Genomic DNA, 17,816 nt, shown 5'->3' with positions numbered 1-17,816 from the left:
CTGACAGGATTTATATGCTGATTGTCGAAGTGATTATCAAATAAACGAATGATGCAAGATGTAAGGGAGGAAAACTGATGAGGCGTTTTTTGCATGTTGTTTTGATCATACTTTTTATTTTCTTGAATGTCATGTCCGCTTATGAAGCTGTAAGAGCTGCTGAGCCAGAACCAATATCGGTTGAAAAAGCGATACAGCAAAAAGAGGGGCAAGCTCTTGTCGAAGGATATACAATCGGCCAAGCCGTTTCACCCCAGCATTACAATCTGACAAGCCCTTTTTCAAATGATTATAACGTTGCTATAGCGGACAGCAAAAACGAGACATCACCCGATCACATTCTTCCCGTGCAAATCCCCTCCGCGTTTAGAAGCCAATTCGGACTGCAAACGAACCCGCTGCTTCTTGGGAAAAAGATAGCTGTTCAGGGTGAGCTTGAACATTATTTTAATACGACAGGTCTTAAGAAGGTTCAGTCAATGGTCTTAAAGGATGACGCTGAATCTCCGCCGGCAGCACAGCCTATTACAATACAGGAAGCGCGCGGCCGAATGAATGAACATGTCACGATTAAAGGCGTTGTTACTGCCGATCAGAGCGCAATCGGAGGCGGAAAGCTGTCGACCTTTATGCAGGATGACACAGGCGGCATCAACATTTATTCGGCAGCACCAGAGAATTTCCCTGAGTTAAAAGAAGGAATGGACATTACGGTGACAGGGAAAATAACGACTTACCAAGGGCTTACTGAAATAGTTCCGGATACATCAGGCATCCGTATTACCCAATCAAATCAGCCTCTCCCTGTCCCTGAATTTTCAACGATCAATGAACTGGTCAATGGCAGCTTGGGTGATCAATATGAAGGGCGTCTTGTAACAGTCAAAGCTTATATTTCTTCCATTCCAAATTCTCAAGCAGGCGGCGGTTACAATGTTACGATGATTGATAATGATCACCACGCAATGACACTGCGTGTTATGAGTGAGACAGGTATCATTGATGAACTGACTGAGGATAAATGGTATGAAATCACTGGCGTGTTGAGCAGATATCAATCCTTTCAGCTTCTTCCGCGAAAATCAGCAGACATGAAGCTGCTTCAAGAGCAGCCTGCCCCGCCGCCTTCAGAAGGCGAATATGAAACTGTGGTTGATCGCGTTGTAGACGGTGACACCATTCATGTCAAAAAACCGATACTTGGCACGACAAAAATCCGCTTTGTAAATGTAGACACGCCAGAAACATACCACACACCAAAAAATGAAGCGGATGAAAATCAATTAAGATTTGGAAAGAAAGCCTCTGACTATTTAAAAACTGTTTTGTCTCCAGGAGATCAAATAACGGTAAAAGTCGGCAGCGAAGCCATGGACAGCTATGGGAGACTTCTTGGACAGGTTGTGACTGAGACAGGGGCAAATGTAAATTTAGAACTCGTGAAAAATGGCTATGCTCCAACATATTTTATTTGGCCTGTTGAAAATGAAGAGGATTATCAGGAATTTCAGGCCGCAGCCGCCAATGCTAAAAAGGAGCAAAAAGGCATTTGGAATGAAGCGGATCCTCTTATGGAAATGCCGTTTGAATTTAGAGCCAGAGAGCAGGGAAAAGGGCTGACAAGGTATGTGGGAGACTCATCAAACAAGACCTATGTTTCGCCAGCAGACTGGAAGAAGGTGGCTGTGGAAAACAGGATCTTCTTTGCTTCAGCAGCTGAAGCAGAGAGTGCCGGTTACAAGAAAAAGCAAACCTCTCTCCAAGAAAATATACCGCTTAGAATTTTAAGCATGAACGATTTACATGGGAAAATCGATCAGCAATACGAGCTTGACCTTGATGGAGACGGCACTCCAGATGGCACATTCGGACGCATGGACTATGCAGCTGCCTATTTGAAAGAAAAAAAAGCGGAGAAGAAAAACACGCTCACTGTGCACGCCGGGGATATGATCGGAGGAAGTTCGCCCGTATCATCTCTTCTTCAAGACGAACCAACTGTCGAGCTGATGGAGGATATCGGATTTGATGTCGGAACTGTGGGCAATCACGAGTTCGATGAAGGTACGGATGAACTCATGAGAATGTTAAAAGGGGGAGATCACCCGAAAGGCACTAGCGGCTATGACGGACAAAACTTTCCCCTTGTGTGCGCCAATTGTAAAATGAAGTCTACCGGAGAACCCTTTTTGCCGGCTTATGACATTATAAACGTAGAGGGCATACCCGTTGCTTTTATTGGGGTTGTCACACAGTCGGCGGCCGGAATGGTCATGCCTGACGGAATAAAGGATATTGAGTTTACCGATGAAATACAAGCGGTAAATGACGCTGCTGAAGAGCTGAAGAAAAAAGGCATCAGGGCCATTGCAGTGCTCGCACATATGTCCGCCGAACAAAATGGCAGTACAATAACAGGCGAATCTGCTGACCTTGCAAACAAATCAGATTCTGAGATAGACATCATTTTTGCAGCGCATAACCATAAGGTCGTCAATGGTGAAGTGAACGGCAAGCTGATCGTTCAGGCGTTTGAATACGGAAAAGCGATAGGTGTCGTAGATCTGGAAATCAATAAACAGACAAAAGACATCGTCAAAAAATCGGCTGATATCGAATATGTCGATCAAAGCAAGAAAAAACCTGATGCCAGCGCCTCAGCTATTTTAAGCAAGTATCAGGCCCTTGCTGAACCGATTATCAGCGAAGTAGTCGGTGAGGCGGCTGTTGATATGGAAGGCGGTTATTCTAATGATGGCGACACACCACTTGGGAATTTGATTGCTGATGGCATGAGAGCGGCGATGAAAACGGATTTTGCGCTAATGAATGGCGGCGGGATACGGGAAGGACTGAAGAAAGGCCCAATTACATGGGGAGACCTTTATAACATTCAGCCGTTTGGAAATGTGCTGACGAAGCTTGAGATTAAAGGAAAAGATTTGCGGGAGATCATCAATGCGCAAATCTCACCGATTTTCGGCCCTGACTACAGCATAAGCGGGTTTACGTATACGTGGGATACAGAAACAGGCAAAGCGGTTGATATAAAGATGGCAGACGGAACCGAAATCCAGCCGGATGCCACATACACATTGACCGTTAATCATTTTATGGCGACGGCGACAGGAGCCAAATACCAGCCAATCGGATTGCTTGGGAAACATCCGGTTACAGGGCCTGAGGATTTAGAAGCGACTGTAGAGTATGTAAAAAGCTTTGATAAGCCGATTTCATATACGAAAGAAGGCAGAATAAAACTGGCTGAAGACAGTCAGGCTGAAGACCCAGTCACTGAAGACCCGGCAGACAGTCCGGGAACAGACGATCCGGGCAAGGCAAATCCGACACCTGGGGAAGAACAGCCTGATCTAAGAGAGACCCCGGGCACAGCTCCGGTCCATCAGCTGCCGCCTGCAGTCATTTCGACCTTTGAAGAATTAACAGAGACCAAACAGCCTGCCACTGCCGCCGGCCGTATAAACACACTGCCTTTGCATAAAGAAAGTGAGGAAAGCGGTTCTGATCATAAGCTTCCGGATACATCAGCAGGATACTACAACTTCATTGTGATCGGCGCAGCGGTCTCACTGTCCGGAACGTATTTATATATCAGAAGGAAAAGGAGTGCCGCTACGACGTGAAAAAATATATTCCTCTTGTGATCATTGTGATCGGTCTTGTGATCACAGGCTACGGGGGCTTCAAGCTGATAGATACCAGCATGAAAACAGAGCAGACATTAAAAGAAGCAAAAAAGGCGGCTGAACAGCCGCAGGCCATTGCAGGCACGAAGAAAAACGATAATCAAGCCGAGAAAAAATCATCGTTTAAGCCGAAGACCGGCCAAGCAAGCGGCATACTGGAAATACCGAAAATCAATGCGGAGCTTCCGATCGTGGAAGGGACCGATGCAGATGATTTAGAAAAGGGTGTGGGGCATTACAAGGACAGCTATTATCCAGATGAAAACGGGCAAATTGTACTGTCAGGACATCGGGACACCGTTTTTCGCCGGACAGGAGAGCTTGAAAAAGGTGACCGGCTCAACATCATCCTTTCATATGGTGATTTCACATATGAAATTGAAAAAACAAAAATCGTGGATAAGGATGATACCTCCATTATTACGCTGCAGCACGAAAAGGAAGAGCTCATTCTGACCACCTGCTATCCTTTTTCATACGTCGGGGATGCCCCGAAACGTTATATTATTTACGGAAAACGTATTTCGTAAAAAAAGCCGCAGGACAATCCCTGCGGCTTTTCTTTCATGATAAATACGTATGGCAAAGGCTTTCTATATCAGCGGGAAGAGGTGCTTCGGCAACGACCAGCTCTTCGGTAATTGGATGAACAGCCTGTACCTTTTTGGCATGCAGTGCCTGCCTGTTAAGAAATTGGGTCCCGCCTCCGTAAAGTGTATCCCCAGTAAGCGGATGGCCGATGCTTGCCATATGCACACGGATTTGATGTGTTCTGCCTGTTTCCAGCTCTAATTCAGCAAGCGAGAGCTGTTCTCTCGCATTGATAGAAAGGGTACGGTAATGGGTGACGGCGGCTTGTCCGCCTGGCGAAACCCGCCGTCTTGTCGGATGTGATCTGTCTCTTCCAATCGGCGAATCGATCTTGCCTTTTTTCGGTTTCAGTTTTCCTTCAACAATTGCGAGATACGTACGCTTCAGCGTTTTTTTCTCTAACTGCTGGTCTAAGATGGCATGCGCCAGACGGTGCTTGGCGAATACGACAGCGCCTGATGTATCCTGATCAAGACGGTGGACATGGCGCACTTTGATTGTTTCGCCATTCACCTGAAAGTGATATGCGATCAAATTGGCGAGTGTGCCGGTTTGGCCTTCTTCATTTGGATGAGTGGAAATGCCAGCTGGTTTATTGACGATTAACATGTGGCGGTCTTCAAATAAAATATCAAGCTCTCCATACTCAGGTATGACGGAGGACTCTTCGTTTTCCTGAAGATCAATAAACAGGCGGTCACCCTTTTTTACGAGTATGTTGTTTTTGACATGCTCGTGATTGACCTTTATATTGTGATAAGTCATCCATTCTTGGATAACGGGTTTAGAAGCTTTGAGCTCTGTTTTCAGCACAGAAAACAGCCATTGTCCGTCCTGTTTTTCACTGATTATCAGCTCTAGCCCTTTGCCTTTTTCTTTCATGATCAAATGGCTCCTTTTTTGCGCGAAAGGCCGCTGCTTCTCATAGGAAACACTTACCTTAGCTTTCGCGTTTTTTTCTGTGATATTCTTGAGAAAGACTTTGGATATTCGATGGCAAGAAAGGTGATAGACGTGAGAATCGTGAACGCAGCAACTGAAGAACAGGAAAGCTTTATCAAGGAACTGTCAATGGAGCTTTTCCATCATGTATTTCCTCTTTATTTCTCCGAACTGGACATTCAGCGCTTTAAAAAGAAAGGCGTTCTGTCTTTAAATAACCAATATTACCAAGGAACATTAAAAGAAGCTTTTCAAATTATGGCTTGTCTGCAAATGATACATATTATTCTGACAAAGCCTTCACCGCACGATGACTTGAGTGATCAAGCCATTTTTGATAAAAACAGCAAGATGCTGAATGATTGCGGAGTATATTTTCCGTTTGCTTTATCTGATTTTCAACCGAAAACAAACAATGCCTTTTCGGGTCACAGAAGGCTGATATAATCTGCGGCAAGAGCTTTTCCGTTTCGAGAAAAGCTCTTTTTGCATCAGAGAAATCATACCACAAAACCTTTCCTGCAACTCCCTTTTTAATCATCCGGTGTCTGAACATACTAATGATTGAAAGGGGTGCTGACCAATGAGTTCAGTTAAACATTCAATGACAACGCAGGTAGCAACCGTTTCTCCGAATCAAACGATTCAGGAAGCGGCTTCTCTGATGAAACAGCATAACGTCGGGGCGGTTCCCGTGGTAGAGCAAGGTGTTTTAAAAGGAATGCTGACTGACCGTGACATTGCATTGAGAACCACAGCTCAAGGCCGAGATGGCCAGACACCCGTTTCAGAAGTGATGTCAACAGACCTCGTATCAGGAAATCCTAATATGAGTCTGGAAGACGCGTCGCATCTGATGGCCCAGCACCAAATCCGCCGCCTTCCTATTGTAGATCAAAACAATCTAGTCGGGATCGTTGCGCTTGGAGACCTGGCTGTCAATCAGATGTCGAACGAGTCTGCTGGAGAAGCGCTGACAAACATTTCTCATCAAAACTTGCATTAATAAGAAAGAGCTTGCAATGTGCAGGCTCTTTCTTCACATAAACCCTTACTTTTTGAAAGCAGAGACGTTTCGGGGTATAGTGTATACATATGTCTCAATTCGGGCCAAAGGAGTTGTACGCAGTGATAAAAGCGTTAATTTTTGATTTTGATGGGCTTATTCTTGATACAGAAACACATGAATATGAAGTCCTTCAGGAAATTTTTGAGGAACATGGCTCAGTTCTGCCGTTATCCGTTTGGGGCAAGGTTATCGGAACAGCGGCGGGATTTCGGCCATTTGAATACTTAGAAGAGCAGATAGGCAAAAAGCTGAACCATGAAGAGCTGACAAAACTGAGAAGAGACCGGTTTGCAAAACGCATGGAAACAGAAAAAGCGAGACCTGGTGTTGAAGCGTATCTGAATGCGGCAAAGGATTTAGGTTTAAAAGTAGGACTGGCTTCCAGCTCAGATTATAAATGGGTATCCGGCCATTTAAAGCAACTTGGCCTGTTTGACGAATTCGAAGTGATTCAGACAGCTGATGATGTAGAAGAGGTCAAACCCAATCCCGAGCTGTATTTGTTAGCGGCAAAGAATCTTGGAGTATCGCCGTCGGAATGTCTCGCATTTGAGGATTCCGTCAATGGTTCGATTGCTGCCAAGCGAGCGGGCATGAAGTGTGTAATCGTTCCAAATCAAGTAACAGGCACCTTGATGTTTGAAGAATATGATCACAGGCTCGAATCAATGGCGGAGATGGAGCTCGCCCTATTGCTTGATCATCTGAACGCACAAAACTAGAAAGGAGCGAGTAGATTGTCTGAGAAATTAGATTTGACCCGTTTTGAAAAGAAAATGGTCATCCGTAATATCGAAGAGAAAGATATTGACAACATTATCGACCTTCAAAAGGACTGCTTTCCAGGCATGGAGCCGTGGAAGCGAGAGCATTTAATCAGCCATCTGGAGCATTTTCCGGAAGGGCAGTTTTGTGCAGAATTCGAAGGTGAAATTATCGGTTCGTGCTCAAGCCTCCTGATTAACTTTGATGAATATGATGACCGCCATACGTGGCAGGACATTACAGATGACGGATACATCACCAATCACAATCCGGATGGCTTAAACATGTACGGGATCGAGGTCATGGTGCATCCTGATTACAGACGGATGAAAATCGGCCATCGTTTGTATGAGGCAAGAAAGGATTTGGCAAGACGTTTAAATCTGAAAAGCATCATCATAGGCGGACGGATACCGAACTATCATAAATATGCTGATGAAATGACTGCGAGAGAGTATGTTGAACAGGTAACACGCCATCAAATTTACGATCCTGTCCTTTCTTTTCAGCTGATGAACGGCTTTACCCTGATGCGGATTAACCCGGATTATCTTCCGGATGATACAGCTTCAATCAAATATGCGACGCTCATGGAATGGAATAATGTCGATTATCTGCCGCAGCAGACAAAGCGTTATTATAAATCGGCCTTCCCTGTGAGAATTTGTGTCATTCAATACGAAATGAAAAAAATCTATTCCTTTGAGGAATTTGCAAATCAAGTAGAGTACTATGTCGATGTCGCATCTGACGCGAGGTCTGATTTTGCAGTGTTCCCGGAAATTTTCACAACCCAGCTGATGTCCTTCCTTGAGGAACGTTCACCAAGCTTGGCGGTACAGAGAATTACCGAGTATACTGAGGATTACATCAGTCTGTTTACAGACTTGGCTGTTAAGTATAATGTCAACATTATCGGCGGATCTCATTTTGTAGAAGAGGAAGGGAAAATTTATAATATCGCCTACCTGTTCAGACGTGATGGAACGATTGAGAAGCAATATAAACTGCATATTACGCCGAATGAACGCAAATGGTGGGGAATCAGCGCGGGCGACCAGGTACGTGTGTTTGATACGGACTGCGGGAAAATTGCGATCCAAATTTGCTATGACATTGAGTTTCCTGAGCTTGCCCGCATTGCGGCCGATAAAGGCGCAAAAATTATTTTTACACCATTTTGTACGGAAGACCGCCAAGGCTACTTGCGTGTCAGATACTGTTCACAGGCAAGAGCAGTCGAAAATCAAATTTATACCGTCATTTCCGGAACGGTTGGAAACCTGCCGCAAACGGAAAATATGGATATCCAATATGCTCAGTCCGGCATCTTTGCCCCTTCTGATTTTGAATTCGCAAGAGACGGCATCGTTGGGGAAACCAACCCGAATATTGAAATGGTCGTCATTGGCGATGTTGACTTAGAAATTCTCAGAAGACAGCGCCAAAACGGAACAGTGCGTCAGCTCAAAGACAGACGCCGCGATATTTATCATATTCACTATAAAAAATAATACGAAAGCCCGCCTGAATTGGCGGGCTTTTTTTAAAAAAAGCGGAATTGAAACGCTTCCGTGCTTTCTTTAAAATAGAAATAAATGTATGTACATCGGAAAAGAAGGTGCCCTATGGAGTTTCTGCTTGTTTTAGTTCCTGTTTTCGGAATCTTCGCAATTGGTTATATCGGACAGAAAACACTCGGTTTTGATATACAGACACTGTCCAAAATGTCATTATATTTAATGTCTCCTTTTTATCCTTTTTTCATAAGTATCCGAACCAAGATCACTGTGCCATGATTCTCTCATCAGCCTTTATGAATAACGGTAATTACGGCACGCCTGTCATATTGCTTGTGTTTGGGACGGCGGGGCTGGATACGGCTGTTGTGTTAATGGTGCTGCAGCAGTTAATTATGAGTACTATCGGCATGTATTACGCTGCAAAGGGCGGTTCGGAGGAAGGCGGATGTAAAACGGTGATGACTCGGGTTATCCGTATGCCTGTGGCGTACGGAGCACTTTTAGGCGCAATACTTCAGCTTATGCATATTTCAATCCCTAAAGAGTTAATGACAGGCATTGAACTGGTCGGAAATGCGACGATTCCGACGATCATGATTATTCTTGGCATGCAGCTTGCGCTGATCTCTTTCAGGAATATTGAATATAGAAAAATTTCTTATTCTCTGCTGCTGAAGCTTATGGTATCACCGTTAATTGCGCTGGCCTTCACATTGATTTTGCCTGTGGATGACATGACGAAGCAAATCATGATTCTCGTAGCGGCCATGCCGACCGCTGCCAATACGACCTTAATGGCCGTTCAGTTTAATACAAGGCCCGAAGTCGTTTCCAGTGCCACTTTTATCAGCACAATGCTGAGCATAGTCACTTTGCCGGTCCTGCTTTGGATGCTGCATCCTCTTTCTTCTTGATGAAAGAGGATGTTTTAATTACCCGGCGGTTTATTGACTCCTTTGTCGTCTGGCTTTATATTGAAGTCAGGGAAATCATCACCTAGACATCACATAAGAGAAGGTCTGTTTCAATTTATTTATTGAACGCTAATGAAATGGAGATGATGGGGATGGAAAACATTCAGCAAAATCAGGGATTAAAGCAAAAGGATGAGCAATTCGTGTGGCATGCTATGAAGGGAGCGCATCAAGCGGACAGTCTGATTGCCCAAAAGGCGGAAGGAGCCTGGGTGACTGATATAGACGGACGCCGCTATCTTGATGCGATGTCCGGTTTGTGGTGCGTTAATATTGGTTACGGCAGAAAAGAGCTTGCGGAGGCTGCTTATGAACAATTAAAGGAACTGCCGTATTACCCGTTAACGCAAAGTCACGCACCTGCGATTCACTTGGCGGAGAAGCTGAATGAGTGGCTTGGCGGCGATTATGTGATTTTCTTTTCCAACAGCGGATCGGAAGCAAATGAAACCGCTTTTAAGATCGCTCGCCAGTACCATCTGGAAAACGGCGACCACAGCCGATATAAATTCATCTCTAGATATAGAGCCTATCACGGCAATACGTTGGGAGCGCTCTCTGCAACCGGCCAGGCACAGCGGAAATATAAATATGAACCGTTAAGCCAAGGATTCTTGCACGCCGCCCCGCCTGATGTCTACCGAAATCCTGAAGACGCCGATACGCTAGAGAGCGCAAATGAAATTGACCGCATCATGACATGGGAATTAAGCGAAACGATTGCCGGTGTCATTATGGAGCCCATTATTACTGGCGGAGGCATTTTAATGCCGCCGGACGGATATATGAAGAAAGTGGAGGAAATCTGCCGCCGCCACGGCGCCCTGCTGATTTGTGACGAAGTCATCTGCGGATTTGGGCGGACTGGCGAGCCGTTCGGATTTATGCACTACGGCGTGAAGCCCGATATCATTACAATGGCGAAAGGGATTACAAGCGCGTATCTGCCATTGTCAGCGACCGCAGTTAAACGGGAGATTTTTGAAGCATACCAAGGAGAAGCTCCTTATGACCGTTTCCGCCACGTCAACACATTCGGCGGCAGCCCGGCAGCCTGCGCATTGGCTTTGAAAAACCTGCAAATTATGGAGGATGAACAGCTGATTCAGCGATCCCGCGATCTCGGAGCAAAGCTTTTAGGTGAGCTTCAGTCGTTGAGAGAACACCCTGCAGTAGGAGATGTAAGGGGAAAAGGGCTGCTGGTCGGAATCGAACTTGTCAAAGATAAGCTGACTAAAGAGCCGGCTGGCGCTGACCAAGTGAACCAAGTGGTTGCGGCATGCAAAGAGAAAGGGCTGATCATCGGCAAAAACGGCGATACAGTCGCCGGATATAACAATGTCATTCAGCTCGCCCCGCCATTTTGTCTGACAGAAGAAGACCTTGCATTTATCGTAAAAACGGTGAAGGAAAGCATACTGACGATTTGATACAAAAGTGATTTGTTAAAGGAGCACACTATGAGTTTTCACAACCAGCCTATTTTACCGGCTATTCGTAATATGAAGCAATTTGATGAGTTTTTAAACAGCTCATTTTCGTACGGCGTGATACTTGATATTCATCTCGGACAATTAAAGGGCGTGATCAGAGAGGCGCAAAAGCACGGGAAGAAGATGATGGTGCATGTCGATTTAATCCAAGGGATCAAACATGATGAATACGGAGCGGAATTTATCTGCCAGGATATCAAGCCAGCGGGGATTATCTCAACAAGATCAAACGTGATTGCAAAAGCGAAGCAAAAGAAAATCTATGCGATCCAGCGTTTGTTTCTGCTTGATACAAGCGCAATGGAAAAAAGCATGGAGTTTGTCGGCAAGCATAAGCCTGACTTCATTGAAGTGCTGCCGGGCATCGTGCCGTCACTTATTCAGGAAATTAAAGAGAAAACAGGTATCCCTATCTTTGCGGGAGGTTTCATCCGCACAGAACAAGATGTAGAACAGGCACTGAAAGCTGGTGCCGTTGCTGTCACCACATCTAACACCAAATTATGGAAAAAATATGAAAACTTTTTGACAGAAAGTGATTGACACCGCTTTCATCCACTGATACAATTGAACTAGGTTAATACAATGTGATGGAGAATCCGGAGACCCACAGCAGCTCTTTACGGTAAAAGTTATACATCCGTAAAGCGGTTTGTTGTGGTTTTTTTATACTCTATCATACTTCTTAATCGCAACCTTAGGAGGAATTATCTATGACAGCATTTTGGGGAGAACTAATCGGTACGATGCTGCTTGTTATTTTTGGCGCAGGTGTTTGTGCAGGAGTCAATTTGAAGAAATCGCTTTCATATCAATCTGGCTGGATTGTTGTTGTATTTGGATGGGGATTAGGTGTGGCAATGGCCGCTTATGCGGTCGGCGGCATCAGCGGCGCCCATCTCAATCCCGCGTTAACGATAGCATTAGCTTTTGTTGGTGATTTTCCGTGGAAAGAGGTTCCGGTTTACATTGCGGCGCAAATGATCGGTGCAATGATCGGTGCGGTGATTGTTTACCTTCATTACCTGCCGCATTGGAAGTCTACCGATGATCCCGCTGCCAAGCTGGGTGTTTTTTCAACCGGACCCAGCATTCCGCATACGTTTGCAAACGTTTTAAGTGAGGTTATTGGGACATTTGTCCTTGTGCTTGGAATTTTGGCGATTGGGGCAAATGAGTTTACAGAGGGACTTAACCCTTTAATCGTCGGTTTTCTCATCGTTGCTATCGGTATTTCTCTTGGAGGAACCACGGGATATGCAATTAATCCCGCCCGCGACTTAGGCCCGCGGATTGCCCATGCACTTCTGCCGATTCCGGGGAAAGGCTCATCAAACTGGAAGTACGCATGGGTTCCTGTTGCCGGCCCGATTTTGGGCGGATCATTCGGCGGTGTATTTTACAGCGCAGCGTTTCAGGGGCAGATTACAAGCAGTTTCTGGATTGTAAGCGTTGTTTTGGTTGTGGTATTGTTAGGACTCTATGGCTATACGAAAAAACATGCAGCTAAAACACTATCAAATTCAAAATATATTTAAGCAAAGGGGAGACATCTTATGGAAACTTACATTTTATCCTTAGATCAAGGGACAACAAGTTCAAGAGCGATTCTGTTTAATAAAGAAGGCAAAATCGTTCACTCCGCTCAAAAGGAATTTACACAATACTTCCCGCATCCAGGGTGGGTTGAGCATAATGCAAATGAAATTTGGGGATCTGTCCTTGCTGTTATCGCATCTGTCATTTCTGAATCGGGAATCAGCGCTTCTCAAATTGCCGGAATCGGCATTACCAACCAAAGGGAAACAGCGGTTGTTTGGGATAAGGATACAGGAAAGCCTGTGTATAATGCGATCGTTTGGCAGTCACGACAGACGTCTGGAATCTGCGAGGAGCTTCGTGAAAAAGGATATAATGATACATTCAGAGAGAAAACAGGCCTTTTGATAGATCCATATTTTTCTGGCACGAAGGTGAAATGGATTTTAGACAATGTGGAAGGCGCAAGAGAAAAAGCGGAAAAAGGCGAGCTGCTGTTTGGAACGATTGACACATGGCTCATTTGGAAAATGTCAGGCGGAAAAGCGCACGTAACGGATTATTCCAACGCCTCAAGAACGCTGATGTTTAATATTTACGATTTGAAATGGGACGATGAGCTGCTTGAGATTTTAGGCGTTCCGAAATCAATGCTCCCTGAAGTGAAACCGTCCTCTCATGTGTATGCGGAGACAGTTGATTATCACTTCTTCGGAAAAAATATTCCGATTGCTGGAGCGGCAGGCGACCAGCAGTCCGCGCTGTTCGGCCAGGCGTGCTTTGAAGCAGGCATGGGGAAAAACACATACGGCACAGGATGTTTCATGCTGATGAATACAGGGGAAAAAGCAATTAAGTCGGAACACGGGCTGCTGACAACAATCGCCTGGGGCATTGACGGTAAAGTTGAATATGCTTTAGAAGGAAGTATTTTTGTCGCAGGCTCAGCCATCCAATGGCTCAGAGACGGAATGAGAATGTTCCAGGACTCTTCGCTTAGCGAATCATACGCGGAGAAAGTTGATTCAACTGACGGCGTATATGTCGTTCCGGCCTTTGTCGGCTTGGGAACGCCTTACTGGGACAGCGATGTGCGCGGTTCAGTTTTCGGCCTGACAAGAGGCACAACAAAAGAACATTTTATCCGTGCCACGCTGGAGTCATTGGCTTATCAGACGAAAGATGTGCTTGATGCAATGGAAGCGGATTCTAACATTTCATTGAAAACGCTTCGTGTGGATGGCGGCGCTGTTAAAAATAACTTTTTGATGCAGTTTCAAGGGGATATTTTGGATGTGCCTGTGGAACGACCGGAAATCAATGAAACAACTGCGCTTGGCGCGGCATATTTGGCAGGTATCGCTGTGGGATTCTGGAAGGATCGTTCTGAAATTATTAACCAGTGGAATCTGGATAAGCGTTTTGAACCTAAATTGGAAGAAGAAAAACGAAATGAGCTGTATACAGGCTGGCAAAAAGCCGTTAAAGCAGCTATGGCTTTTAAATAAAATAAGAGTATGTTATAATGGTTACAAGTTAATAAGAACGGTCCTGAGATGAGGAGAGACCACAGCACCAAAGTGTGAACATGCACTTTGGCTGTTGTGGTCTCTTTTTCTATTTACTTACCGTGACAACAAGGAGGAAACGTAATAATGAAAAATCAATTTTCAAGTCTTGAGCGGGATCGCATGCTGACAGACATGACGAAAAAAACATATGATCTATTTATTATCGGAGGAGGAATTACAGGAGCTGGTACAGCTCTTGACGCGGCATCAAGGGGCATGAAGGTCGCACTCAGCGAAATGCAGGATTTCGCGGCTGGAACATCAAGCAGATCAACAAAATTGGTTCATGGCGGATTGCGCTATTTAAAACAATTTGAAGTGAAAATGGTCGCTGAGGTAGGGAAAGAGCGGGCGATTGTCTATGAAAACGGCCCGCACGTTACCACACCGGAATGGATGCTGCTTCCGTTTCATAAAGGCGGCACATTCGGTTCATTCACAACCTCTATCGGTTTAAGAGTTTATGACTTCTTAGCCGGCGTAAAAAAATCAGAACGCAGAAGTATGCTTTCAGCAAAAGAAACGCTGCAAAAAGAGCCTTTGGTGAAAAAAGACGGCTTAAAAGGCGGCGGCTACTATGTTGAATACCGCACTGACGATGCGAGACTGACAATCGAGGTCATGAAGGAAGCGGTCAAATTCGGGGCAGAGCCTGTGAATTATTCCAAAGTAAAAGAACTCCTTTATGAAAAAGGCAAAGCAGTCGGTGTATTAATTGAAGACGTTTTGACGAAAAAAGAATATAAAGTATACGCGAAAAAAATCGTCAATGCGACAGGCCCTTGGGTAGACCAGCTCAGAGAAAAAGACCATTCTAAAAACGGAAAGCACCTTCAGCATACAAAAGGTATTCACCTTGTATTTGACCAATCTGTCTTTCCTTTGAAACAAGCGGTATATTTCGATACACCGGACGGCCGCATGGTGTTTGCTATTCCTCGTGAAGGCAAAACATACGTGGGCACAACCGATACCGTTTACAAAGAGGCCCTGGAGCATCCGCGCATGACAACTGAGGATCGCGATTACGTCATCAATTCAATCAATTACATGTTCCCGGAACTGAATATTAAAGCGGATGATATCGAATCAAGCTGGGCTGGTCTGCGTCCGCTCATTCATGAAGAAGGAAAGGACCCTTCCGAGATTTCACGCAAAGATGAAATTTGGACGTCAGATTCAGGCTTGATCACTATTGCCGGCGGTAAGCTGACCGGGTACAGAAAAATGGCGGAGCACATTGTCGATCTTGTTCGTGATCGATTAAAAGAGGAAGGCGAAAAGGATTTCGGCCCATGCAAAACGAAAAACATGCCGATTTCAGGCGGGCACGTCGGCGGTTCTAAAAACCTTGCATCCTTCGTGACGGCGAAAACGAAAGAAGGCATTGCGGCCGGCTTATCAGAAAAAGATGCGAAACAGCTGGCTATCAGATACGGCTCCAACGTAGAGCGTGTCTTTAATCGGGTCGAGGCACTGAAAGACGAGGCTGCGAAGCGAAATATCCCGGTTCATATCCTTGCCGAGGCAGAATACAGCATTGAAGAAGAATTGACTGCAACGCCTGCTGACTTCTTTGTCCGCAGAACGGGACGTTTATTTTTTGATATCAATTGGGTAAAAACATATAAAGACGCCGTTATTGATTTTATGAGCGAGCGATTCCAGTGGGATGAGCAGACGCAAAACAAACATACAGAAAACCTTAACAAGCTATTACACGATGCGGTTGTACCGGTCGAACAATAAAAATAACGGGCTGTCTGCAGCCCGTTTTTTCTTTTATGAGCCAGAAAGCGTCAGATCTCAAGATATCAAGTGACAGAGACGCTCTCTTCATATTAAAATAATGGCATATGGCTGATACATAGGAGGACGAATTATGACTTGGAGAAAGAGCTATGAACGCTGGAAACAGACAGAAAATTTAGATCCTGAATTAAAAAAGCTCCTCACTGAATTAGAGGGGAATGATCAGGCTCTTGAAGACTGCTTCTATAAAAACCTTGAATTCGGAACTGGGGGTATGCGCGGAGAAATTGGCGCCGGTACGAATCGGATGAATATTTACACGGTGCGCAAGGCATCAGCGGGATTTGCGGCATACATCTTGCAGCAGGGTGAGGAAGCGAAAAAACGGGGCGTTGTCATTGCGTATGATTCCCGCCATAAATCACCGGAGTTTGCGATGGAAGCGGCAAAAACGCTTGCTACACAAGGCATCCAAACGTACGTATTTGATGAGCTTCGCCCGACGCCGGAGCTGTCATTCGCTGTCAGACAACTGAACGCTTACGGAGGAATTGTTGTGACGGCTAGCCATAACCCGCCTGAATATAATGGGTACAAAGTGTACGGTGATGACGGCGGCCAGCTGCCTCCGCGGGAAGCAGACATCGTCATTGAGCAGGTAAACGCCATCGAAAATGAACTGACAATCACGGTCGACGATGAAGAAGCGTTAAGAGAAAAAGGCTTAATAGAGATCATCGGGGAAGAGATTGATAAGGTCTATACTGAAAAACTGACATCTATTTCCGTTCACCCTGAGTTATCCGGAGAAGTGGATGTGAAAGTGGTTTTCACTCCGCTGCATGGAACCGCAAACAAACCGGTCAGACGCGGGCTCGAAGCCCTTGGCTATCAAAATGTCACGGTCGTGAAGGAACAGGAACGGCCAGATCCGGACTTTTCAACTGTAACATCTCCGAACCCGGAAGAGCATGCTGCATTTGAATACGCTATTAAGCTCGGCGAAGAGCAAAATGCAGATATTCTTATTGCAACAGATCCAGATGCGGACCGCCTTGGCATTGCGGTGAAAAATGATGAAGGCAAATATACAGTGCTGACAGGAAACCAAACCGGCGCGTTGCTGCTTCATTATTTGCTTTCTGAAAAGAAAAAACAAGGAATCCTGCCTGAGAATGGCGTCGTTCTCAAAACAATCGTAACAAGTGAAATCGGCCGCGATGTCGCATCTTCATTCGGACTCGATACGATTGATACACTGACGGGCTTTAAGTTTATCGGGGAAAAGATTAAACAATACGAAGCCTCAGGCCAGTACACTTTCCAATTCGGATATGAAGAAAGCTATGGTTATTTAATCGGAGATTTCGCCCGCGACAAGGATGCCATTCAGGCCGCACTTTTGGCAGTTGAGGTTTGCGCGTTCTATAAGAAACAAGGAACGTCATTATACGAAGCGTTAATGAATATCTTCAAAGAATATGGTTTTTACCGTGAAGGGCTGAAATCACTGACGCTGAAAGGAAAACAGGGAGCGGAGCAGATTGAAGCGATTCTTGCTTCCTTCAGACAAAATCCGCCGCAAACAATGGCCGGTAAACAGGTTGTCTCAGCAGAGGATTACGCTGTAAGCAAACGGATGGTTTTGACGGAAAATAAAGAAGAAGCCATCGACCTGCCAAAATCAAATGTATTGAAATATTTCTTGGAAGACGGATCTTGGTTCTGCCTCCGTCCTTCTGGTACTGAGCCGAAGGTCAAATTTTATTTCGCCGTAAAAGGAACATCCCTACAAGACAGTGAACAGCGTCTTGCCGCACTTTCTGACGATGTCATGAAGACAGTTGACGAAATTGTCGAAGCAACAGCAAAGTAATTCTAAAAAAGCTG

13 protein-coding genes and 1 pseudogene are annotated in these 17,816 nt (G+C 45.2%); 13 read left to right on the top strand and 1 reads right to left on the bottom strand.

Going from position 1 to position 17,816, the window contains the following annotated elements; genetic code table 11:
• Nucleotides 1–77: 77 nt before the first annotated feature.
• Both H7F27_RS15910 and srtA read left to right on the top strand, forming a co-directional pair.
• Nucleotides 78–3,644, top strand: coding sequence for a DUF6359 domain-containing protein (locus tag H7F27_RS15910; RefSeq protein ID WP_101860910.1), 3,567 nt, complete (start codon nt 78–80; stop codon nt 3,642–3,644).
• Nucleotides 3,641–4,237: a sortase SrtA gene (srtA, locus tag H7F27_RS15905; protein ID WP_095713752.1), complete on the top strand. Its 597-nt coding sequence runs from the start codon at nt 3,641–3,643 to the stop codon at nt 4,235–4,237. The genes H7F27_RS15910 and srtA overlap by 4 nt, the downstream gene beginning before the upstream one ends.
• 34 nt (nt 4,238–4,271) lie before the next feature.
• Here srtA and H7F27_RS15900 read toward each other — a convergent pair whose 3' ends face one another.
• Entirely contained in the window at nt 4,272–5,180 is a 909-nt protein-coding gene (locus tag H7F27_RS15900; RefSeq protein ID WP_101860909.1) for an RluA family pseudouridine synthase, read from the bottom strand.
• 111 nt (nt 5,181–5,291) lie between these two features.
• Between H7F27_RS15900 and H7F27_RS15895 the strand changes: the two genes are divergently transcribed.
• The 11 genes and pseudogenes from H7F27_RS15895 to H7F27_RS15845 all read left to right on the top strand — a co-directional run bounded on the left by H7F27_RS15895 (nt 5,292) and on the right by H7F27_RS15845 (nt 17,802).
• Nucleotides 5,292–5,687: a YhcU family protein gene (locus tag H7F27_RS15895; RefSeq protein ID WP_024120707.1), complete on the top strand. Its 396-nt coding sequence runs from the start codon at nt 5,292–5,294 to the stop codon at nt 5,685–5,687.
• Nucleotides 5,688–5,823: 136 nt separating this feature from the next.
• Complete coding sequence (locus H7F27_RS15890; RefSeq protein WP_024120708.1) at nt 5,824–6,246, top strand: CBS domain-containing protein; 423 nt, start codon at nt 5,824–5,826, stop codon at nt 6,244–6,246.
• A 122-nt stretch (nt 6,247–6,368) separates the two neighbouring features.
• Nucleotides 6,369–7,031 carry an HAD family hydrolase gene (locus tag H7F27_RS15885; protein ID WP_024120709.1) on the top strand — a complete coding sequence of 221 codons (663 nt, stop codon included), beginning with the start codon at nt 6,369–6,371 and terminating at the stop codon, nt 7,029–7,031.
• Nucleotides 7,032–7,046: 15 nt separating this feature from the next.
• Nucleotides 7,047–8,588: a bifunctional GNAT family N-acetyltransferase/carbon-nitrogen hydrolase family protein gene (locus H7F27_RS15880; protein WP_024120710.1), complete on the top strand. Its 1,542-nt coding sequence runs from the start codon at nt 7,047–7,049 to the stop codon at nt 8,586–8,588.
• Nucleotides 8,589–8,702: 114 nt separating this feature from the next.
• A pseudogene (locus H7F27_RS15875) lies at nt 8,703–9,511 on the top strand (AEC family transporter).
• Between the two features lie 137 nt (nt 9,512–9,648).
• On the top strand, nt 9,649–11,001 hold the full coding sequence (locus tag H7F27_RS15870; protein WP_185848145.1) for an aspartate aminotransferase family protein: 1,353 nt from the start codon (nt 9,649–9,651) through the stop codon (nt 10,999–11,001).
• A gap of 30 nt (nt 11,002–11,031) precedes the next feature.
• Nucleotides 11,032–11,607 (top strand): glycerol uptake operon antiterminator GlpP, encoded by a 576-nt coding sequence (gene glpP, locus H7F27_RS15865; RefSeq protein ID WP_029441192.1) that lies wholly within the window; start codon nt 11,032–11,034, stop codon nt 11,605–11,607.
• A gap of 170 nt (nt 11,608–11,777) precedes the next feature.
• On the top strand, nt 11,778–12,602 hold the full coding sequence (glpF, locus tag H7F27_RS15860) for a glycerol uptake facilitator protein GlpF (protein ID WP_024120713.1): 825 nt from the start codon (nt 11,778–11,780) through the stop codon (nt 12,600–12,602).
• 18 nt (nt 12,603–12,620) lie between these two features.
• On the top strand, nt 12,621–14,111 hold the full coding sequence (gene glpK / locus H7F27_RS15855) for a glycerol kinase GlpK (RefSeq protein ID WP_024120714.1): 1,491 nt from the start codon (nt 12,621–12,623) through the stop codon (nt 14,109–14,111).
• A gap of 144 nt (nt 14,112–14,255) precedes the next feature.
• Nucleotides 14,256–15,923, top strand: coding sequence for a glycerol-3-phosphate dehydrogenase (glpD, locus tag H7F27_RS15850; protein ID WP_101860906.1), 1,668 nt, complete (start codon nt 14,256–14,258; stop codon nt 15,921–15,923).
• A gap of 133 nt (nt 15,924–16,056) precedes the next feature.
• Entirely contained in the window at nt 16,057–17,802 is a 1,746-nt protein-coding gene (locus H7F27_RS15845; RefSeq protein ID WP_024120715.1) for a phospho-sugar mutase, read from the top strand.
• Nucleotides 17,803–17,816: the final 14 nt, after the last annotated feature.

This window comes from Bacillus sp. PAMC26543, assembly GCF_014250375.1.
Taxonomy (GTDB): domain Bacteria; phylum Bacillota; class Bacilli; order Bacillales; family Bacillaceae; genus Bacillus; species Bacillus halotolerans.
Note: the sequence above shows the minus strand (reverse complement) of the source record. Positions and strands in the feature narration are given on the sequence as shown.

What these genes read in the sequence shown, in the direction of transcription:
- glpK (WP_024120714.1), top strand. Translation starts at nt 12,621, where the DNA reads ATGGAAACTTACATTTTATCCTTAGATCAAGGGACAACAAGTTCAAGA.
- H7F27_RS15895 (WP_024120707.1), top strand. Translation starts at nt 5,292, where the DNA reads ATGGCAAGAAAGGTGATAGACGTGAGAATCGTGAACGCAGCAACTGAA.
- H7F27_RS15910 (WP_101860910.1), top strand. Translation starts at nt 78, where the DNA reads ATGAGGCGTTTTTTGCATGTTGTTTTGATCATACTTTTTATTTTCTTG.
- H7F27_RS15900 (WP_101860909.1), bottom strand. Translation starts at nt 5,180, where the DNA reads ATGAAAGAAAAAGGCAAAGGGCTAGAGCTGATAATCAGTGAAAAACAG.
- glpF (WP_024120713.1), top strand. Translation starts at nt 11,778, where the DNA reads ATGACAGCATTTTGGGGAGAACTAATCGGTACGATGCTGCTTGTTATT.
- H7F27_RS15845 (WP_024120715.1), top strand. Translation starts at nt 16,057, where the DNA reads ATGACTTGGAGAAAGAGCTATGAACGCTGGAAACAGACAGAAAATTTA.
- glpP (WP_029441192.1), top strand. Translation starts at nt 11,032, where the DNA reads ATGAGTTTTCACAACCAGCCTATTTTACCGGCTATTCGTAATATGAAG.
- H7F27_RS15870 (WP_185848145.1), top strand. Translation starts at nt 9,649, where the DNA reads ATGGAGATGATGGGGATGGAAAACATTCAGCAAAATCAGGGATTAAAG.
- H7F27_RS15890 (WP_024120708.1), top strand. Translation starts at nt 5,824, where the DNA reads ATGAGTTCAGTTAAACATTCAATGACAACGCAGGTAGCAACCGTTTCT.